Annotated in this window: 24 protein-coding genes; 8 read left to right on the plus strand and 16 right to left on the minus strand. The window is 62.1% G+C overall.

Annotated features, from left to right (window positions below):
- Positions 1–46: 46 nt before the first annotated feature.
- The 5 genes from P0Y65_05155 to P0Y65_05175 all read right to left on the minus strand — a co-directional run bounded on the left by P0Y65_05155 (position 47) and on the right by P0Y65_05175 (position 4,732).
- Positions 47–1,252 carry a GGDEF domain-containing protein gene (locus P0Y65_05155; protein WEK05644.1) on the minus strand — a complete coding sequence of 402 codons (1,206 nt, stop codon included), beginning with the start codon at positions 1,250–1,252 and terminating at the stop codon, positions 47–49.
- Positions 1,253–1,360: 108 nt separating this feature from the next.
- The gene (locus tag P0Y65_05160) at positions 1,361–1,855 is read right to left on the minus strand and encodes an N-acetyltransferase (GenBank protein WEK05645.1); all 495 of its coding nucleotides are present in this window, start codon (positions 1,853–1,855) and stop codon (positions 1,361–1,363) included.
- Positions 1,824–3,161: a TCR/Tet family MFS transporter gene (locus P0Y65_05165; protein WEK05646.1), complete on the minus strand. Its 1,338-nt coding sequence runs from the start codon at positions 3,159–3,161 to the stop codon at positions 1,824–1,826. Before P0Y65_05165 ends, P0Y65_05160 begins: the two co-directional genes overlap by 32 nt.
- Before the next feature lie 114 nt (positions 3,162–3,275).
- Entirely contained in the window at positions 3,276–4,481 is a 1,206-nt protein-coding gene (locus tag P0Y65_05170; GenBank protein WEK05647.1) for an FAD-dependent monooxygenase, read from the minus strand.
- Positions 4,482–4,492: 11 nt separating this feature from the next.
- On the minus strand, positions 4,493–4,732 hold the full coding sequence (locus P0Y65_05175) for a zinc-finger domain-containing protein (protein ID WEK05648.1): 240 nt from the start codon (positions 4,730–4,732) through the stop codon (positions 4,493–4,495).
- Between the two features lie 154 nt (positions 4,733–4,886).
- Between P0Y65_05175 and P0Y65_05180 the strand changes: the two genes are divergently transcribed.
- From P0Y65_05180 to P0Y65_05195, 4 genes are all read left to right on the plus strand, one after another.
- Positions 4,887–5,639: an alpha/beta hydrolase gene (locus P0Y65_05180; GenBank protein WEK05649.1), complete on the plus strand. Its 753-nt coding sequence runs from the start codon at positions 4,887–4,889 to the stop codon at positions 5,637–5,639.
- A gap of 93 nt (positions 5,640–5,732) precedes the next feature.
- Positions 5,733–6,569: a serine O-acetyltransferase gene (gene cysE / locus P0Y65_05185; GenBank protein ID WEK05650.1), complete on the plus strand. Its 837-nt coding sequence runs from the start codon at positions 5,733–5,735 to the stop codon at positions 6,567–6,569.
- A gap of 111 nt (positions 6,570–6,680) precedes the next feature.
- Positions 6,681–6,899, plus strand: a complete 219-nt coding sequence (locus tag P0Y65_05190) for a DUF3126 family protein (protein WEK05651.1) — start codon at positions 6,681–6,683, stop codon at positions 6,897–6,899.
- A gap of 243 nt (positions 6,900–7,142) precedes the next feature.
- The gene (locus P0Y65_05195) at positions 7,143–7,520 is read left to right on the plus strand and encodes a DUF559 domain-containing protein (GenBank protein ID WEK05652.1); all 378 of its coding nucleotides are present in this window, start codon (positions 7,143–7,145) and stop codon (positions 7,518–7,520) included.
- 98 nt (positions 7,521–7,618) lie between these two features.
- Here the strand turns inward: P0Y65_05195 and P0Y65_05200 are convergent, their stop codons facing one another.
- Positions 7,619–8,305 (minus strand): hypothetical protein, encoded by a 687-nt coding sequence (locus P0Y65_05200; protein ID WEK05653.1) that lies wholly within the window; start codon positions 8,303–8,305, stop codon positions 7,619–7,621.
- Positions 8,306–8,408: 103 nt separating this feature from the next.
- On the opposite strand from P0Y65_05200, the gene P0Y65_05205 reads away from it, so the two are divergent.
- Positions 8,409–8,729, plus strand: a complete 321-nt coding sequence (locus tag P0Y65_05205) for a hypothetical protein (GenBank protein WEK05654.1) — start codon at positions 8,409–8,411, stop codon at positions 8,727–8,729.
- 171 nt (positions 8,730–8,900) lie between these two features.
- Here P0Y65_05205 and P0Y65_05210 read toward each other — a convergent pair whose 3' ends face one another.
- From P0Y65_05210 to P0Y65_05225, 4 genes are all read right to left on the minus strand, one after another.
- Complete coding sequence (locus P0Y65_05210) at positions 8,901–9,533, minus strand: transglutaminase-like cysteine peptidase (GenBank protein WEK05655.1); 633 nt, start codon at positions 9,531–9,533, stop codon at positions 8,901–8,903.
- Between the two features lie 141 nt (positions 9,534–9,674).
- Positions 9,675–10,169 carry a hypothetical protein gene (locus P0Y65_05215; GenBank protein ID WEK05656.1) on the minus strand — a complete coding sequence of 165 codons (495 nt, stop codon included), beginning with the start codon at positions 10,167–10,169 and terminating at the stop codon, positions 9,675–9,677.
- A gap of 42 nt (positions 10,170–10,211) precedes the next feature.
- A complete protein-coding gene (locus P0Y65_05220; GenBank protein WEK05657.1) occupies positions 10,212–10,844 on the minus strand; it encodes a PilZ domain-containing protein in 633 nt (210 codons plus the stop codon).
- Between the two features lie 196 nt (positions 10,845–11,040).
- Positions 11,041–11,694 carry a PAS domain-containing protein gene (locus P0Y65_05225; GenBank protein WEK05658.1) on the minus strand — a complete coding sequence of 218 codons (654 nt, stop codon included), beginning with the start codon at positions 11,692–11,694 and terminating at the stop codon, positions 11,041–11,043.
- A gap of 182 nt (positions 11,695–11,876) precedes the next feature.
- Here P0Y65_05225 and P0Y65_05230 point away from each other — a divergent pair, with 182 nt between their 5' ends.
- Positions 11,877–12,611, plus strand: coding sequence for a rhomboid family intramembrane serine protease (locus tag P0Y65_05230; protein ID WEK05659.1), 735 nt, complete (start codon positions 11,877–11,879; stop codon positions 12,609–12,611).
- An 8-nt stretch (positions 12,612–12,619) separates the two neighbouring features.
- Here the strand turns inward: P0Y65_05230 and P0Y65_05235 are convergent, their stop codons facing one another.
- From P0Y65_05235 to folE, 6 genes are all read right to left on the minus strand, one after another.
- Positions 12,620–13,846 (minus strand): OpgC domain-containing protein, encoded by a 1,227-nt coding sequence (locus P0Y65_05235; GenBank protein ID WEK05660.1) that lies wholly within the window; start codon positions 13,844–13,846, stop codon positions 12,620–12,622.
- Complete coding sequence (gene mdoH / locus P0Y65_05240; GenBank protein WEK05661.1) at positions 13,833–15,569, minus strand: glucans biosynthesis glucosyltransferase MdoH; 1,737 nt, start codon at positions 15,567–15,569, stop codon at positions 13,833–13,835. The genes P0Y65_05235 and mdoH overlap by 14 nt, the downstream gene beginning before the upstream one ends.
- A 39-nt stretch (positions 15,570–15,608) precedes the next feature.
- The gene (locus tag P0Y65_05245; GenBank protein WEK05662.1) at positions 15,609–15,743 is read right to left on the minus strand and encodes a hypothetical protein; all 135 of its coding nucleotides are present in this window, start codon (positions 15,741–15,743) and stop codon (positions 15,609–15,611) included.
- Positions 15,733–17,271 (minus strand): glucan biosynthesis protein G, encoded by a 1,539-nt coding sequence (locus P0Y65_05250; protein ID WEK05663.1) that lies wholly within the window; start codon positions 17,269–17,271, stop codon positions 15,733–15,735. Before P0Y65_05250 ends, P0Y65_05245 begins: the two co-directional genes overlap by 11 nt.
- 231 nt (positions 17,272–17,502) lie before the next feature.
- On the minus strand, positions 17,503–17,955 hold the full coding sequence (gene hisI / locus P0Y65_05255) for a phosphoribosyl-AMP cyclohydrolase (protein ID WEK05664.1): 453 nt from the start codon (positions 17,953–17,955) through the stop codon (positions 17,503–17,505).
- Between the two features lie 33 nt (positions 17,956–17,988).
- Complete coding sequence (gene folE / locus P0Y65_05260) at positions 17,989–18,609, minus strand: GTP cyclohydrolase I FolE (GenBank protein WEK05665.1); 621 nt, start codon at positions 18,607–18,609, stop codon at positions 17,989–17,991.
- A gap of 133 nt (positions 18,610–18,742) precedes the next feature.
- Between folE and P0Y65_05265 the strand changes: the two genes are divergently transcribed.
- Together P0Y65_05265 and yidD are read left to right on the plus strand one after the other, a co-directional pair.
- The gene (locus P0Y65_05265; GenBank protein WEK06736.1) at positions 18,743–19,195 is read left to right on the plus strand and encodes an iron-sulfur cluster assembly scaffold protein; all 453 of its coding nucleotides are present in this window, start codon (positions 18,743–18,745) and stop codon (positions 19,193–19,195) included.
- Complete coding sequence (yidD, locus tag P0Y65_05270; GenBank protein WEK05666.1) at positions 19,195–19,506, plus strand: membrane protein insertion efficiency factor YidD; 312 nt, start codon at positions 19,195–19,197, stop codon at positions 19,504–19,506. Before P0Y65_05265 ends, yidD begins: the two co-directional genes overlap by 1 nt.
- Positions 19,507–19,527: the final 21 nt, after the last annotated feature.

A 19,527-nucleotide genomic window follows, 5' to 3' on the forward strand; every position in this document is an offset into this window, starting at 1 on the left:
GCGCCAGCCATCATATTCGGAAGAGCCCCGCTTCGGCGGGGCTTTTTTATGCGCGCAGGCGGTCGTCGGTGTGGTGCGCGAGAGTGTCGGGCACAGCGCGGAGCTGCGGGGCGCCGAGGATAGCGCGGTCCTTGCCGGTGCGCTTGGCGTCGTAAAGGGCCCGATCGGCGTCGGCCATCATCTCGGTGATGGACTCCTTGCGGTGGCCCGAGTGGAGGCCCACGCTGAGTGTGATGACGTGATCGGCGGGAATAGCGGAAAAGCTGGCCTGAGCCAGTTCGCCGCGAATGTCGGCGGCGCGATCGAGCAGATCCGTGCGGTTGATGTCGCGGTAAAACAGGGTGAACTCCTCGCCGCCGGTGCGTGAAACCAGATCGGCATCGCCGCGCAGGCTCAGGATATGGGCGACGGAGGCGATGACATTGTCGCCGACACCATGGCCATAGCTGTCGTTGACCAGCTTGAAGTTGTCGATATCGATGATCATCACCCCGGGACGGGCATGGTCGCGCAGGCTGGCGTGCAGTTTTTGTACGCCCTTGTCGAAGCCGCGGCGGTTGAGCAGGCCAGTGAGGAAGTCGCGATTGGCCTCCAGAGAGAGCTCATCGAACAGTTTCAGCGCCAGGGCGGCGAGGAAGGCAAGCCCGATGGCAATGGCGAGGATGGGCGTGGCGGCCTGTACGGTGGCCCAATAGGCGGAATCGCGGAAAGAGCCGCCCGCATTGGTATCCAGTTGCTTGAGCAGGGTTGCCGCAGGGCGGAGGATGGACAGGGCAGTCAGGCCCAGCGTCAGGCCGATGAACAGCCAATCCAGGCCCTTGAGCGAGGAGACGCGGAAGAGTTTCCAGGCCGTGGTGGCGGTAATGATCACATAGGCGACGCTGACCACATAGATGCGGGCTTCGGTCGAGGGCGCGATGACGAGGAACCACATGAAACCTGCCGCAGAGGCCAGGCTTGTAACCACAAAAAGGGTAGTCGGCACGGGTGTCTTTACACGCAGCAAGGCTCCGATGCAGGCAGAGGCAATGGCGACGAGGAAAAACAGATTGGCCGCGACGCGTGAAGCAATCGAGTCAAACCCGGGAAGGAAGTCGTTGACGACAAAGGCCAAACCACAGGTGAGAAAGGCAAGGGCCAGCATGCCGAGGTAGGTCTGGTCCGGCCGTTTCCGCCAGAGCAGCAGAAAGGTCGCGACCAGGATCGCAGAAATGCCTGGATTCAATAGCGTGAAGAAAAAATGCCCGGTCAATGGCCTAAAATATCCGCGTCTGCCCCGCGGCCATCAGGCCTCAATTCCGATAAGGAAGCGTTAAATCAGAGTATTGAACCTAGTCACATTTGCGGTCATGCGAGGCTCTCAGGCAAAGGTCTGGAACATCACGAAACTGTCCACATAGCCGTGGACGGGATGGTTGAAGGCTTTGGGCAGGGTGCCGACGATGTCGAAGCCCAGGCTCTGCCAGAGGGCGACGGCGCGGGTGTTGGTGGAGACGACGTGGTTGAACTGCATGGCACGGAAGCCGCGCTCGCGGGCGCGGATTAGCGAGTGCTGGCACATGGAGCGGGCGATGCCCTTGCCCTGTGCGGCCGGGGCGGTCATGTAGCCGCAATTGGCGACATGGGCACCGCCGCCCTGCTGATTGGCCATGAGATAATAGGTGCCGAGGACCTGGCCATCCTGTTCGGCGACGAAGACTTCGTGGGTGGGGCCGAACCAGTAGGCTTGAACGCCCGCCGCATCGAGATCTGTGGCGATGGCATAGGTTTCGCCGGCGGCCAGGGTTGGCGCGACAATGGCGAGGATGGCAGCGATGTCGACGTCAGTGGCGGGGCGGATGGTCGTCTGTGTCATCGTCTTCAATCGGGGCTACGCGCAACTGGCCGGGCGGCGGCGTGCCGGGCACGTGCGGATGGTCGGCAATGGAGGGGCGGCGGCCCAGTTCGAACCGCCAGGCGGCAATGGCAAAGATGACCAGCGAGATCACCACGGCAATGGCGCAGGCGATGAAGGGGGCGCCGGGGAAATAGTGACCGGAGGTGGGTGCCGCTGTGTAGTAGGAAAAGATTTGCGTGGCGCCGAGCGGGCCGATGATGGTGGCGAGCGATGAGGCCGCGTTGACGGCGCCCTGAAGCTCGCCCTGGCTATTGTCGGGGACCTGGCGGGACAGGATACCGTTGATGGCGGGCGGGGCAAAACCGCTGACCGTGCCGACGGCGATGAAAAGGTAGAGCTGGTAGACATCGGCCGAAAAAGCGATGCCGGCAAAGGCGGCGGTGGCCGCCAGCAGGCCGACGATGCCGACCGCAGGTTCGCCGATGCCCTTGGAGAGCGGGGCGGCGAGGACGGCCTGGCTGAAGGCGAAGCCGATGCCGAAGGCGCCCAGCGTGCGGCCGATGGTGGAGGAGGTGAAGGAAAACACTTCCACGGTGAAATAGCTGAAGATCGTGGGCAGAGCCTGGGTCGCCAGCTGGAGGAAAAACAGTACGGCCAGAAGCCAGATGACCGAGGGATATTTGCGGAGAGCCACAATGGCGCCGAGGGGATTTGCGCGGCGGATATCAAACTTGCGACGGCTGGCCTTGGGCAGGCTTTCGGGCAGGACCAGCAGACCGAAGAGGAAATTGGCAAAGGCGAGGCCAGCAGCGGCATAGAAGGGCACGCGGGGGCCCAGCTCGCCAAGCTCGCCGCCGATCACCGGGCCGATGATGAAGCCCAGACCAAAAGCCGCGCCGATGAGCCCGAAGCGATGCGTGCGCTTATGAGGCGGGGTAATGTCGGCCATATAGGCCGTGGCGGTGGCAAGGGCTGCGCCAGCGATGCCGGCGATGATGCGACCGATGAAGAGATACCAGACGAAGGGGGCGATCGACATCATCAGGTAGTCGAAGGTCAGCCCCAGCAGGGATGCCAGAAGGATGGGGCGGCGGCCAAAGCGGTCGGAGAGATTGCCCAGGATGGGCGAGAATATGAACTGCATGGCCGCATAGACGAAGACCAGATAGCCGCCTATCACCGCCGCATTGGCGACGCTGCCGCCGGTAAGATCCTCAAGCAGCTCGGGCAGGACCGGGACAATGATGCCGACGCCGATCATGTCCAGCAGGATCGTCACCAGAATACAGGTGAGGGTCAGGCGTGAGCGGGTGGCGGCTTGCATGCTGGTGGCGCTAACCTTTTGAGCTAAGGCTGGTCTGGCGGTGTCGCGCAGTTGACACAGCACTGGTCAGCAACGCAAGGCCGAAGGGGTCGGCATGGTTCCATGCAGGCGGCGTTACTCGTCGGTGCCGGGTGACGCCAGGGGCGTGACTTCATAGCCATAAAGCCAGGCAAGACGGCGCATATGGCCTCTTTGGCCCTGGATGCGGACGCCGAGATTGCGAACAATACTGAGCGGCCAGTGCATGTGGAAAATCCGGCCATTGAGCAGGGACAGGTCGGCCACGCGGGTGACTCGGGGCTGGCGAACCTGCTGGTAGCGGGCAAAGGCGGCTCCTGCGCTGGGCTCGCTGACGAGCAGGGGCGCCAGCACGGCGGCGTCCTCGATGCCCATGGCAGCACCCTGGGCCTGGAAGGGCACCATGGCGTGAGCAGCATCGCCAATCAGGCCGATATTGCCCTTGTGCCAGATGGGGGTGCGTACGGTGAACAGCGGCCAGGTGGTCCAGCTGTCGCCAGCGGCCTTGATCAGTGCCTCGATGCGCGAGCTTTTCTGAAGAGAGGCCGGCAGTTCAGGGCGGTGTTCGACCTCAATGTCGCCCAGCCTTGCCTTGGCAAACAGAGCGAGATTGACCTGCTGGCGGTGCGGCAGGGGGTAGCAGACCATGTGATAGTCGGGCCCGAAGAGGATCGAGACGCGGTCTAAATCCATGAGGTCGCTTGCTGATTCGAAGGGGACCAGAGCGCGCCAGGCGACGCGGCCGCCGAATTTGGCGACAGGGCCGTCGAGCAGCCGAGCGCGGGTCTGGGAGTGTACGCCATCGGCGCCGATGAAGGCGCGGCCGCGAACGGTGCGGCTTTGGTCGTTGGCCTCGTTGATGGTGACGGTCACGCCATCGGGTGTCGAGACGGCATCCCAGGACTTCACATTGAAAACGATGTCGATATTGGCGAAGGGCCGGGTGGCCCTGTAGAGCGCCTCGGCGAGATCGGCGCGATGCATGACGGCATAGGCGGCGCCGAAGCGTTCGCGCATGGCGGCGCCCATCTGCATGGTGGCGATGGGTCGTTTGCGGCGATAGGGGTAGATGTCCACGCCGACGGGCTCCAGCGCCAGCTCGGATAATGCGTCGTCCAGGCCGAGATTATTGAGCACCTTGCGGGCGTTAGGGCTGATCTGCAGGCCGGCGCCAAATTCCGATACGGCAGCATGGCGCTCGAGAATAACGACATGGGCGCCGAATTTGGCAAGCGCGAGGGCAAGCGTCAGGCCGGCGATACCGGCGCCGGCGATGATATAGGTCTGGCCCGTAGCGGGCATGGCAATAGGTCTCAGGCGGCGTTGAAAATAGCCGAAACCGGATTGGCCGTGCCGGCTTCAAGGCGAGAATTGAAAACGTAATGGGTTGAGCAATATGGACAAACGGCTTCGTTGTCCTTGCCCATGTCGATGAAAATATGGGGGTGGTCAAATGGGGGCAGGGCGCCGACGCACTGGAATTCCTTGGAGCCGACTTCGATCTGGCGAAGGCCGTCGGTATTGTGGAAGTGGGGCGTGGTGCCGTGTGCCATGGAGATAAACCTGTTTGATTTGGCCGGACCATATGCCAAGGACGGGGTGAAGAAAAGGGTTCACACCCCCTTTGACCAAGAGTCGCACTTGGGTCGCACCTGGGCCCTATCGGTTAGCAGACTGTTGGCATCGAGAGCAGGATTTCGTCGCGCCATGCAGTTCCAGTCGGATGGATTGAACCTCGCCTATCAAAGCTTCGGAGAGGGCAGGCCGGTGCTGTGCATTCATGGCTTTGCCTCGAGCGGCAAGGTGAACTGGATCGATACCGGCTGGGTCGAGACGCTGGTCGGGGCGGGGTACCGCGCGATCGTGCTCGACAATCGCGGGCATGGGGAATCGGACAAGCCCTATGATACCGAGGCCTACTATCCGCAGGTGATGGCGCATGACGCGCTGGCGCTGCTCGATCACCTGGGAATCGAGCGGGCGGCGGTGCTGGGCTATTCGATGGGTGCGCGGATCAGCGCCTTCCTCGCTTTCGAGCATGAAGAGAGAGTGGCGGCGGCGATCTTTGGCGGGATGGGGATGAACCTCATCAATGGGCTGAGCGATGGCAATGACATCATCTCGGGGCTGCTGGCGCCATCGCTGGAAGGTCTGACGCATCCCACGGCGCGGCAGTTCCGCATCTTTGCCGACCATACCGGGGCCGACCGCGAGGCGCTGGCCGCCTGCATGGAGACATCGCGGGCACCAATGGCGCGGGCCGATGTGCGGCGGATCAATGTGCCGGTCCTCGTGGCAGTAGGCGAGGCCGATGAAATGGCCGGTCCGCCGGGACCGCTGGCCGAGCTGCTGCCACAGGGCGAGGCTTTCGTGATCCCTAAGCGCGACCACATGCGCGCGACGGGCGACAAGGCTTTCAAGGCGGCCGCACTGGCATTTCTGGGGAAGACTTTCGCCTGAGTGAGGCGATCGTGAACCAAATCGCTTGTGCAGGCTTTGTTTTGGAGCACCAGATGTCTTATATCGGTGTTTCTCGATAAAGCGGAGCCCGAGATGTCGGCCAGCGCCAAGAAGTCAGCAGAACTCTCCACGGTCGATCCCGTCTGGGAGGCCGTGCGAGCCGGGGCCCGGCAGATCGTTGCCGATGAGCCATCGCTGGCGAACATGGCCGTCTCGGCGATACTCAACCACGACACGTTCGAGCAGGCCCTGGCGCATCGCCTGGCTGCCCGACTCGATCATGACGACGTGTCGGCTGACCTGATCCGCCAGGCTTTTGCAGAGACACTGGTCGACCATCCGGAAATCGGCATCAAGGCACGCGTAGACCTGGCGGCCACGCTGGAGCGCGATCCGGCCTGCCACAGGGCGATCGAGCCGCTGCTCTATTTCAAGGGTTACCAGGCGATCCAGACGCATCGCTTTGCCCATGCCATGTTCATGGCGGGCCGTCGCGACTTCGGGCTCTATCTGCAGAGCCGGTCGAGCCAGGTGTTCCAGGTGGACATCAATCCCGCTGTCGTCATTGGCAAGGGCATCATGCTCGATCATGGTACGGGCCTCGTCATCGGCGAGACGGCGGTGGTGGGTGACAATGTCTCGATGCTGCAGAATGTGACGCTGGGGGGGACGGGAAAGTCGGACCAGGATCGTCATCCCAAGATCGGCAATGGCGTGCTCATCGGTGCCGGCGCCAAGGTGCTCGGCAATATCAAGATCGGCGATTGCTCGCGGATTGGCGCGGGATCGGTCGTGCTCAAGGAAGTGCCGCCGCGGGTGACCGTGGCGGGCGTGCCGGCCAAGGTGATCGGGGAAGCTGGCTGTGCACAGCCAGCTCTCGTCATGGACCAGATGATCCTCGTCCATGATCTGGCTTCGCCAAGCGATTGAGGGCAAGACCGGCCGGCAGGTTCTCACCGCTAAAATGCCACCCGTGAGGGGTTGTGCGCGTTGTGCTTGTGACTAGATTGCCGGCTCAACCAAACCAGCAGGACATTCCCAGTGAACCATCCCGAGATCATCAAGCTGCAGAAGTTCCTGCAACTCAAATTCAACAACAAGAACATCGACGTGCGCCCGCGTCCCAAGCTCAATGATTCCGTCGAGGTCTTCATCGGCGACGAGTCGATCGGGCTGATCCATGCGGACGACGAGGACGGCGACAAGTCCTACATCTTCAATATGTCGATCCTCGATATCGACCTGGATGAGGTCAGCTGAGGCGCTTCTGCTTCAGGTGACGAGTTTGAAAAATCCCCTGCGTGAGCGGGGGATTTTTGTTTTTTGGGGGCGGCGAAGGTGAGTCTTAGCGGGTACCCCCACCTAACCTCCCCCTGATAGGGGGAGGGATCCGGCCGGTGGCTTGGGCGGCATAGTGCCACAAACTCGATCAGTCCCTCCCCCTATCAGGGGGAGGTTAGGTGGGGGTATCCTCTTGGCAACAATCTTCTGTGGGCCAAAGCGATGCAGAACAATCCGTTTGCGCGTGAGATGCGGAGTGATCCGACGCCAGCCGAGAGGGAATTTTGGACGCTACTATTACCGTTTCGGGAGAATGGTTGGCACATCAGGCGGCAAGCGCCGATTGGGTCGTTCGTCGTCGATTTCGTGTGCAAGCGGATCGGTGTCATTTTCGAGATCGACGGTGAAACCCACTACATCGACGGGGCTGCGGAGAAGGACGCAGCACGGACGGCGTATCTTGCTAGCCGGGGCTATCGTGTTGTGCGCTTCACCAATGATGAGGTTCTGCGAGAAAGCGACGGGGTCTATTGGGAGTTGATGGACCTGTTCGGGGACCCTGCCGAGGGGTGGGCAGTTCCTGAGAATTGGCAGAAGTAGCGAAGACGAGTCTTTGCTGGGTACCCCCTCCTAACCTCCCCCTGATAAGGGGGAGGGATCATATCGTGGCTCCCTGTCATCGAACCCTGCGGCAAGTGCTACGACCAAGCACCAATGACGCTTAGCCACTTCTCCATCTCCGCATCGAAGTCACGCCAGGATTGGAGGAGTTTGGTGTCGAAGGTGTAGATGGCGGCGATGCCGCTGGGCAGGTAGACCGTGCGGACGCATTGGGCCGGGGCGTCGGGGGCAAGGGGCGCCTGGCATTTGGCGACGAAGGGATTGGGGGAGAGGGCGTCGTACCAGATGGCTTCGCCCTGGTAGCCTTCGGTGGCCTGCATGGGCTTGCCGACGAGGCCCGGGACGCCGTCGAGCGTGTCGCTGTCGAATTGATGAAGGTAGACCCGATCGAGCAGGCTGGCGCTGGTGCGGGCGCTGCTACGGGGAACGAGGGTGACAGAGACCGGTGCGGGGTCTTGGTCACCGACCTCAAAGAGAATGCGCAGGTCGATCTGGTTGGTGAAGCCATCGCGGATCTGTTCGCCATAGCGGAACCAGGATGCAGGAATCGAGAGTTCGCGGCCGGCGATGGTCTGCTGCACCGGATCGGAATCGGTGAGACTGGGCGGGGGCACGGTGTCGCGGCGGCCCAGTTCGTCGACGAGATAGGCGGCACCGACGGCCAGAAGCAACACCAGCACGGCGATGGATGCCAGGTTGAAGCCCAGCGAAGATGGGCCGGGACGCCCTGATTGCGGCGCCGAATGTGAGCTCAGTTCCGCCATTAACCAGATTCGCCGAGGGCAGGTGACAGGTCATCAGGCAGGCAATATGCTTAATGAAGGGTTAATGACAGCGCCGCGGCGCGTGAGTGGCGGGACGGACAGGATGACCAAGGAACTGCTGGCGGCGGCTTTTTGTATGGGCGTAGGTCTTTGCATCGCAGGCGCGGGGACGCATTTCTATCAGTGGATTGCCAAGCAGCAGGCCATGCTGCGCTATGACGGCAAGACCTTCATGGGTTCGATGGGGCATCTGGGGATGAGCTTCCTCTGCGGTCCCTACATCATGCTGCAGATGGGCTGGCAGCATGAAGAGGACGGTACCATTTCGATGACCTCGGCGCTGGTCTCAGCCATGGTCGCGTTCAGCTGGGCATTTCTCACCGGCCTGCTGATCCTCGGAGCGTATGTGCTGGCGGTTTTATAGTTCAGCTTCTGCATCAGAATCCGCCGCACCGGCGAAGTCACTGAAAGCAAAAGCAATGAGGCCAGCTTCGCTTGCGCGAGGCTGGCCTCATTCATCAGACCCCTATCAGGGTAGACTGAGCCGAAGCTCGGGCGGGGACTGGAAGACTGGGTGACCCGATGGCCACCCGTATTACTTGATGGCGGCGGTGATGGTGACGGTGTCGCGGGTTTCGACCATGTCGACCCACTGGCCGGCATTGGCCTGGGACTGGCGCTTGACGTAGACGTAGGGCGTGTCGCTCCACAGCTCGACCGAGCCGACCTGGTTGTCGAGGACGAGGTCGCCGCGATCAGTGCGGACGACGAGGACGGCGTGGCCTTCGCCATTGAGCTGCTTGACCACCGAGATCAGCAGGGCGCTGGCGGGCCAGCCGGCGTTGATCAGGTGGCGGCGCTTTTCGAGGACATAGTCTTCGCAATCGCCATAGCCGTTGGGATAGGTCCAGAATTCTTCTGTCTGGTAGAGATCCTGATCGGTGACGGGGGTCACGGTCTGGTTCACATAGGCATTGATGTTGAGCAGCTCGCCCCAGAGGCGCTCGTCGAGCGAGATGGCGTCGACGACCTGCTTGTGGGGGGCGCATTCCTGCGGGCGGGTCTTGCAGAATTCCATGTGGCCCACCGGGATGGAGGTGGGGGCGGTGCCGGCCTGGATATAGGCGACATTGGTGAAATCCAGCGCCTGGGCGGGGGCCGCGATGGCGGCGAGGGCCAGAATGGCTCCCATCAACGCTTTGCGCAGACCCTTGTTGTTCGATGACATTGTGTAGTCTCCCTGATGGAGACGACACTAGGAGGGGCGAATTAGGGGGCTCGGAAAAACAAGACGTACATTTGATGCAAGTTTTATCGAGTGGATTCAGCCAGGATTAACCATACGGATCAGGGGCTTGGCTGGAACGGCTCAGCGCTGGATTCCGGCGAGCACGCTCTCGTAGAGAGCGTCGTCCTGGCCGGCGCCCTTGCGGCACTGTTTGGAGCCGATGTGGAAGGCGGCGATCCGGGCAAGTGCGGGCGAGGAGTAGCTGAAGGTCTTTTCGCTGACCTGGCCGGGGTCGCTATGCCAGTTCTGGTGGTGGGCGATGATGTTGCGGCCATTGGAGTCGACGGCGATGACGGTGACGCAGACGTGGTCGTCGTCGGTCGGTGACCTATTGGTCAGGCGCTGGGTGAGGGTGAGATGGCCCGTGCCCAAATCCATGGAAATGGCGATGTCGACCCACTGGTCGCGCTTCCAGTCCCACTTCTGGTGATAGAGCGGGCAGACGGTGGTGGTGCCGTCGCTGTCGCAGTTGTCGCTGACGATCTGCTTCCAGGCGTAATCGGTCCAGTCGGCACGACCGTCGGCATAGGCGGGGGTGGCGAGGAGGAGGACAGCAAGTGCGAAAAGTCGGAGCATCGGGAATCCGCGGATGAACGGTCAAGGCACGCGGAGCGTGCCTCAGTTCATTCGCAGATTCTGCTGGATGACCGTGAGCATTTCCTGGGCGGAGGCGAATTCGACGGCGACGCCGTTCTGGAAGTGGCGGACGACGCGGGCGCGCATGCGGCCGAGGGTCACCGGCGTACCCATGGCCGGGCGGACGTCGAGTTCGATGGCGGCGCCGGAGAGCGAGATGTCGATGATCTTGCAATTGTAGCGGCGGCCATCGTCGAGGACGACGGTGGAATGGCGGATGTCGGGGACGACGCGCTCGTGGCGGCGATCCTCGGGGAGGTTGAGGACATCCTTGTTGGCCAGCCAGGTGAGCTGAGCCGCCATCTTGTCACGCTTGCGCGGGCTGGCGGCGATATCCATGATGAAACCGCCTTCGACCTGACTGAGGATAGTGCCCTCGATGCGGCCGATATGGTCGATATAGGCGATGACGCGTTCGCCGTCATTGCCGGGCACCGGCACGATGATCAGCGCGTCGCCAGGCGACATCTCGAGAACCTGGCAGGGAAATTCGCGGCGATCGGCCAGCATATAGCGGCCCAGTACAGACACATGGACGCGCTGGAACTTGCTCTCGTCGGCACGCGTGCGCGCCGGAGCGATGAACCGTTGCGAAGGAAGGTCGTCACTCAGCATCTGCCGAACCGCCAAAGACTTAAATTACCTTCACAGGCTAGCGGGTCTTAGTTAACGCAAAGTGTTTGTGGGCTGCGATCGGCGCAGTTCAAACCTGCGCAGATCGGCAGGATTTGTTTAGAATACAAAGGGCTAAGTAGTATTCCGTAATCGCCCTGCCAGATAAAAATCCGGCAAGGGCAATACTTTGGATCGGTTACTGGCGGCCGCCATCGATCACGGCGAGATGCGCGTAGCGGCGCGCGCTGCGGCCAAAGACGACGGCGGGGATGCCGGCAGGGCTGTGGCTGGCGGTGAAGACCGTGTCGTTGACGACGCTGGCTTCCACTTCGCGGACCGAATCCTGCATGGCGATATCGTCAGGCCAGATCAGGCGCAGGCCGGTGATGCGCTGTTCCATGATGGGCTGCACGCCAAGCCAATAGGGCTCATCGAGGGCCGTCATGGCGCCGAGCAGGCGCGTATGGGTCGAGCCATTGTGGCGCAGCGGCATGAGGATGGTCTCAAAGGTCACCTTAGTGTGCAGGGCCGTGGTGCCCTGGAAGGTGACGAGGGCCACGGCGTGGTCTTCGGTCACGGCGCGCAGCAGGGTTTCCATCGCGTCATTGTCGCGCTGGTGCCACAGGGCAGAGAAGGAGCGGCCCTTGAGTTCGCGGCAATAGGAGGTGCAGAGATGGCTGCCAGCGAGACGGAAGGAAAACCTGTCGTTCTCGTCGAGCTCGAGGATGAAAGTATTGGCCAGGGCTTCGCGAATCTTGGTCGGATCAATGTCCTTCCGATCGGGCGCACTGCGCGAACCGCGGATGGAGTTCCAGTATTCGTAGAGCGTCCTGGTGCTTGGCTTTTGCATTGTGTTCGTGACCCGCTAAACAGAAGCGGGCGCTCTCCCCATGGAGCACAACCGCCGCGGGCTGACATTGACAAAAGCGGCGTCCAAAAGCGCCTTTAAAGGTTAAGTAAGGTTAACGCGGTTGGGGCCGTGTGGATAAGAAGAGCGTAAGGCGCAGGACGCCGAAGAGTCGGAGCGAAGTGATGAGTGAACAAGGTGAAACGCCCGAAAATCCGGCACCGGCAGGGCGTGAACCAATTTTCCTTTTGCCGGGGGCAGTTAGCGCCCTGATCGGGGTGTTCGTCGCCATTCACCTCGCATCAACCCTGGTTCTTAACCAGGAGGGTTATTTCCAGCTGATCTTCTGGTTCGCGTTTCAACCGCTCAGAATCGTCGCGGCGCCAGAGGATTGGTCGCTGGCGATACCGCTGATCTGGACGCCGTTCAGCCACGCCTTCCTGCATGGCGGGTGGGAGCATCTGCTGGTCAATTCGGCATGGTTTGCGATCTTTGCGACGCCGGTGGCGCGGCGCTATGGGGCGGGGCCGATGCTGGCGATTTTCCTGCTGTCGGCAGCGGGTGGCGCGGCGCTGTTTGCCGCGACAACGCTGATGTCGGGGTCATACATGATCGGCGCGTCGGGTGGCGTGGCCGGGCTGACCGGGGCGGCGGTGCGGTTCATCTTCCAGCCGGTGCTGGTGGCAAACCATCCCGAGACGGGCGAGCGGATCATGCTCGGGCGCAAGCTCGCCGGGTTTGGTGACTTGTGGCGGGACAATCGCGCGCGGTTTTTCATCCTGATCTGGGTGGTGCTGAATGCCGCCGTGCCCCTGCTGCCCATGGTGACCGGCGTTGCCATGTCAGTCGCCTGGCAGGCGCATCTGGGCGGATTTCTGACCGGACTGCTGATCGTGGGGCTGTTCGAGCGGCGGTCTTAACCGCCGCGTCAGGTCGCGACGGGTGGTTTGGCGCGGGTCAGTTCGGCGGTGCGGGTCAGCGCCCAGGCGATGAGGACGAGGACGAGGAGGCCGGTGCCGAGCAGGGCGGCGTCGATCAGCGGGTTGGGCATGAGGCCGGCGCGGATCGATTGCAGCAGAATGGAAAAGACCGTGCCGATGGCGAAGGTCGCGAGACCCTGGCGACCCATCAGGCGCAGCGGGGTGGCCCACCAGGAGGCAGCGACCTGGCGCATGACGGGCAGGTGCCCGAGCACGTAGAACAGGGCCAGGGCGTGCAGCAGGCGCGGTGCCGAGAGGAAGGTCTTGTCGAAATTGGTGATGTAGAAGGGAACGCCAATGCTGTTGAGCCAGCCGAGTCCCTTGTTCAGTGCCAAGCCGAAGGGCGTGATCTTCATCCACAGCAGGACAAAGACCAGGAAGGCAGCACAGAGCGCGTAGAGCGCCGTGTTGAAGGGGATGAAGCGCTGGCCAGTCTTCATGGCCATGCCCGAGAGCAGGCCGAGCACGAAAAGCAGCTGCCAGGAAAAGGGGTTGAAGAACCAACCACCCGGATTGGGGAAGGCGGGAAAATTGATGCGGAACTGGCCGCCGATAGCCCAGAGGGCGACGGAGGCGACGAGCACCAGCCAAGGGTGTCGCAGGCCGGCAAGGATGACCAGCGGCGTCACGAAGAGCAGGGTCATGTAGAGCGGCAGGATATTGAGATAGCCCAGCTGGTGGGTCAGCAGGGGAATGCCGACGATGGTGCTGAGCGGCTGCTGGAACAGCGGCGCGATATTGTTCTTGGTAAGCAGATCGGGCAGGTCGAACCATTTGGCAAAGCCCGCGAAGATGGCGAGGCAGATGAAGGTAATGGTCAGGTGCACGAAATAGAGCTGGCGCGCGCGGGCCCAGACCTTGGCCGTGGCGGCCCAGAGATTGCCGGTGCGGAAGCGGCTGGAATAGGCAAGGCCAGCGGCGAGGCCTGACATGAAGACGAAGGCTTCCGCCGCATCGGAGAACCCGAAATTGCGGTTGGTGAAGGCCTCGTAGACGGTGCCGGGCACGTGGTTGATGAAGATCATCACCAGCGCCAGGCCGCGGAACATGTCGAGACGGTCGTCACGGCCGCCAAGGGGGGCGGTTTCGTGGGCGGAAGGGGACCAGATGCCACGGATCCAGCTGGGGCCAAGAAGCCCGGCTGCGCGATAGGTCGAAGATTCAGGCAGTGACATGCTGTGTGGTTCTCAAGGAGACCAGATCGATCTCCTGTGGGCTTCCCTGAACAGTCCATGCCGAAAGGATGGCACGCTGCTCCTTGACGATAGACGGCGGATCAAGTTCCGAGTCTGTCGCAAACAGCAGGGGAATGCCAGCTTTTCGCGTGGGACGCGAGGTCAGGGAGATGAGAACCGGTGCAAAGACTGCCGGGACCATGGCCGGGGCCACCCAGACGGCGCTGGACGGCGCGAAAACCAGGATGCCGCCGAGGGTAATGACGGCGATGGCGACGATCCACCAGCTCGCCTGCCAGGCGGTCTTGAGATCGACCCAGTTCTGGCCGCGCGTGGTGGCGGGCCAGCCGCCATCGAGGCCAAGCAGCACCTGCATGACCGAGCGCGACTGCAACAGCAGCAGGGTCGGGGCCAGCAGGGTCGAGACCAGGATTTCGCCAAGCACGGAGGCCAGCGAACGGAAGGTGCCGCCAAAGCTGGCGTTGTGGCCATCGAACATGCCGCGCAGCCAGATGGCGAACTTGGGCACGAGCAGGATGACGGCAACCGCCGTGATCAGCGTCCAGGCGCTGAAGTTGATATTCATGAAGCCGGGCATGACCGAGGGCATCTCGGGAAAGACGGCCGCGATAACGCTGGCAACGAGCAGCAGCAACCAGAGCGGGGAGGCCATATAGGCCATGATGCCCTGAACGAAGGTGAAGCGGCTCCAGAACTTGAGGCCAGGTGCGGTGACGAGACGTGCGTGCTGCAGGTTGCCCTGGCACCAGCGACGATCGCGCTTGGCATATTCGATGAGGTTTTCCGGGCCTTCTTCGTAAGAGCCGGGCAGGGACGGGTCGAGGCTGACCTTCCAGCCGCCACGCGACAGCAGGGCCGCCTCGACATAGTCGTGGCTGAGGATATGTCCGCCGAAGGGGGGCTTGCCCGACAGGACCGGCAGGCCGCAGCAGGCGGCGAAGGCGCGCATGCGCACCATGGCGTTGTGGCCCCAATAGGGGCCTTCATTGCCAGCCATGAGAGCCGCGCCACGGGCAAAGGTGGGCGACAGATAGGTCGAGGCAAATTGCAGCGCCCGGCCGAAGATGGTCTTGGCATGGACGATATGAGGCACGGTCTGCAGCAGGCCGAGCTTTTCGTCGGCATCCATGCGGCGCGCCATTTCGGCGATGGTCTTGCCTTCCATCAGGCTGTCGGCGTCGAGGATCAGCGCATAGTCATAAGCGGCGCCGGAGCGCGCGATGAAGTCCTCGATATTGCCGGCCTTGCGGCCAGTATTGCGTTCGCGACGGCGATAGAAGATGCGGCCGACGGCATCGGGCTCGTCGATCAGGCGATTGAACCAGACGGCTTCCTGAGCCGCGGTTTCGAGCACCTGGGTGTCGGAGAGGATGACGAAGTGGAATTTCTCGGAGACGCCCAGGCTTACGAGGCTCCGGTTCATCGCGGCGATGCGCGCGAAGGTGGCAACCGGATCCTCGTTGTAGACGGGCACGAGAATGGCCGTCATGCCGGTGGGCTTGTCCTCTCCCATCTGCACGCGAACGGGGCGAAAAACGCCCAGAATAGCAGCCGCACTGCCCCAGATCAGCCAGAAGCCGCTGAAGGCAACGAGCGCGGTGCGCAGGATATCGACGACCGTGAGGCCGCCTTCACCGGTCAGGCGCAGGAAGATATGCGCCCCCAGGATGGTGAGGGTCGCCGCGACCGACAATGCAGCCAAACGAAAAAAAGAAGGTAGTAGCATGAGGCCCCGAGCGACCTAACGTCCGGTTAGAACAGACAGGGTTATCCGCAGCATGTCAAACAGGCTGCGACGCTCAAGCAATTGCTTGGGCATGTCGAGAGGGGCATCGGGCAACGCCCGGGCGAACGGAAAATCTGCACTATGCTTCATGCGAGGGCCTCCACTGATAGAGCCATGTTTCGGTCAGTTTCCGGCCAAGACCCATTACATAGGCCTTGAGCTCGATGCTGGTGGCATCACCAGTTTCGACATCGAGCACGAGACGCCAGACGCCGTTTGCATCGACACGAGAAAGCACGGAGCTAGTGATAGTTCCGCCTTCCGCCTCGACAACGGCCTCCAGTTTCGTCTCATCCGTCATACTTGCGAGCTCGCCCCCCGCAAAATCGATGACGAATTTCTTAAAGTTCTCAACGGCTTCGACGCCTGATACGCCGCCGACGCCACTGCGCGTTTCTGTCACATGCGCAGTTGGGCTTGCTGAATCGGGATTCAGGTCGCCCCAGACCATCCGGTAGCTCAATTCACGGGAGCTGCCGGGGGTGGCCTTTTCCTCCGGAATCCAGAAAGCGGCGATATTGTCGTCGCCTTCCAGCACCGAGGGAATTTCGATCAGACGCACATGGCCCTGGCCCCAATTGCCGATCGGTTCGATCCGCAGGGAAGGGCGGCGCTCGTAATGGGCGCCGGCGTCCTGGTATTCTTCGAAGTCGCGGCCACGCTGGTAAAGACCAAAGGCGCGCGGGTTGTTTTCCCAGAAATAGGAGGTGCCCAGCGTCGCGGCATTGTTGAGCGCGCGCCAGGTGACTTCACCGGCCTCGTTCTGGATCAGCAGGCCATTGCTGTCGTGCACCTGCGGACGGTAGTCGTCGAAGCCAGTCCGGTTGGCTTCGGCAAAGAGATACATCGAGGTGAGCGGGGCAATGCCCAGTTCCTTGACGTCGCCACGGAAATAGAGCCGGGCAGTAACCTCGAGGGTGGTTTCCTGATGGGCCTCGCCGGCCGGGGTCAGGACGAAACGGTAGGCGCCGGCCACAGACTGGCTTTCGAGCGCTGCATAGATGGTCAGCGGCAGGCCGAGCTGGGTGGGCTTTTCAACGTAGAATTCCGAGAAGCGCGGAAACTCTTCCGGGCCTTCAATCCAGGAATTCATCAGCAGGCCACGGGCCGAGAGGCCGTAGTTGTTGTTGCGGCCGAGAGCGCGGAAATAGCTGGCGCCGAGGAAGGAAACGACCTCGTCAAATTGCGCGGTGCTGTTCATCGGCGCGTTGATGCGGAAGCCGGCGACACCGGGAAACTCGGTGACCTTGGCGGCTGCGGCTTCGACCTCATCGTCGTGATAGTCGAAATCGGCGGCGCTGAAGCCGATATTGTGGGCGCTGCCGTCGGTGATCTCATAGACCTGAACGGGCTCTGGGAAGAGCCAGCCCATGTGGAAGGCCTGCAGGCGATAGCCGACATTGTCGTCGATCCACTTGCTGGCCTTGGTCGCGTACTGGATCTGACGGTAGGAGTCATAGTCCAGGCTGGCAAAGGCTTCCGGCAGGTCGCGCGATGGCGGCACGAAGTCAGCGGCAGCAATGTCCTGCATGCGCGCACTGAAGCTATCGAAATCGAAGGGGAACTCGCCGCCCGGCGTTACGTTAGCAGCGGTCTGGGCGTAAGCGTTCGTGGTCAACGAGGTCGTGGCTAGAAGAGATAGAGCCGCCATGCCTTTCAGCACGGTGCGGCGGGTATGCAAACTTGTCGTGTGACGCTTCAACTTGTTGCCCTGTCAGGTCATTACCGGCCATGTTCTTCGGCAAACCCGGAACGCCGCATAGAGGGAATAGTTGATGCATGGGCACCATTCGCTCAGCGCATAGCTCTGGGTGGTGACGAACAAAAGGTTAACAACCTGTCTATTTGTTCATTTCCGATAAACGTCTGTCGGATCAAAAAGTGGCGAGAATCCAGCATCGCGCAAAAATACTCGCGAATTCGTGATTTCGACGTCGCGATAGAAGCAGGTCTTGCGCCCGGTGTGGCAGGCGGCGCCACGCCCGGTCTGCCTGACTTTCATGACGAGGGCGTCCTGGTCGCAATCGGTGCGCAGGCCAATGACTTCCTGCAACTCGCCTGATGTCTCGCCTTTCTTCCACAGCTTGGCGCGCGAGCGCGACCAGTAGTGGGCAATGCCGGTCTCAAGCGTGAGGGAGAGGGCCTCGGCATTCATATGCGCGACCATCAGCACGTCGTTGGATTCGGCGTCGATGGTGACGACTGTCATCAAGCCGTTAGAATCGAAGCGAGGGGCGAAGACGGAACCCTCTTCGAGCGCGTCGTGGGAGAGCGTGGCGGGATCGGTGAAGGACTGGGTCATGGGAACGTTCTTAGCGTTCCCATGCCGTTTGATCTAGCGGCGGATGAGGCCGAAAAAACGATCCTGTTCGACGCGATCTTCGGCGAAGACGCCGGTGAAGCGGTGGGTGATGGTGGAGGCGCCGTGGGCGCGGACGCCGCGCATGGACATGCACATATGCTCGGCCTCGAGCATGACGGCGGCGCCGCGGGGTCCGAGATGCTCGTTGATGGCGTCGATGATCTGGGCCGTCAGGTTTTCCTGCGTCTGCAGGCGGCGCGAGAAGACTTCCACGAGGCGCGCAAGTTTGGAGAGGCCGACGACGCCGTCATGCGGCAGGTAGGCGATATGGGCCTTGCCGACGAAGGGCACCATGTGGTGCTCGCAATGGGAGGAAAAGGGGATGTCCTTGACCATGACGATGTCGTCGTAGCCGCCGACTTCCTTGAAGGTTTTCGAGAGAATGACGCCGGCATCCTGCTCGTAGCCGGCAAAGAATTCGCCATAGGCTTTCGCGACGCGGGCAGGGGTTTCGAGCACGCCTTCGCGGGTTGGATCGTCACCGGCCCAGGCGATCAGCGTGCGGACGGCCGCCTCGGCTTCCTCGCGGGTGGGCTTGGGAAAAAGAGACGTGGACGTGGGGAGGGCGCCCTTCGGCGTGGTGCTGGCGTCCATGTGTCGGCTCCTGTGCGCTTGGCCATTCTACGAGACCAGAGCGATTTTGGACCAGTTGGTTGGTGCTAGCCCGCGTGTGACGCCCTATATAAGAGCGTGCGGCGTGACCGACAAGAAACAGATTTTCGGGACCATGGACCTCAGCGAGCTCTATTCGGAAAAAATCCTCGACCTGGCTGGCAATGCGTTGCAACCGCCGCGACTGGCGCGGCCGGATGCGAGCTCGCGCAAGGTCAGCCGGGTGTGTGGGTCGGTGATCGAGGTGGACGTCGTGGTGCGCGACGGTGTGATTGTCGAATATGGGCACGAGGTTTCAGCCTGCGCGCTGGGGCAGACCTCGGCGGCCGTGGTGGCGCGAGAGATTGTCGGCACGCCGGTGGGGGAGTTTCGCCAGCTGCGCGAAGCGATGCAGGCGATGCTGAAGGAGGATGGCGCGCCCCCGACGGGCAAGTGGGACGATCTGAGATATCTCGAGCCGGTGCGGGACTACAAGGCGCGGCATCTGTCGACCATGCTGGTGTTCGATGCGGTGGTGGATGCGCTGGAAAAAGCCGAGGCGGCAGAATCGGTTATGGCGGTTCGCTGATGGATCGAGTCGTGACTCTGTTCTGGCGGGTGGTGGATCTGCCGTTCAAGTTTGCGGCGGTGCTGCTGATCACCGTCTATCGCTATACGCTGTCGATGTTTGTCGGGCGCAGCTGCCGGCATCTGCCGACCTGCTCGGAATATACGCGGGACGCAATCTGGCATTTCGGCTTCTGGCCGGGCGGCTGGATGGGGGCGGCGCGGTTCTGGCGCTGCCGGCCGGGCGGCACGCATGGCTATGACCCGGTGCCGAAAGCCGTGCCGGAGCAGGGGCGGTGGTATCAGCCCTGGCGCTATGGGCGCTGGAATTAATAGACAATCGTGCTAGACAGG

It is taken from the genome of Candidatus Devosia phytovorans (assembly GCA_029202405.1).
Lineage (GTDB): Bacteria > Pseudomonadota > Alphaproteobacteria > Rhizobiales > Devosiaceae > Devosia > Devosia phytovorans.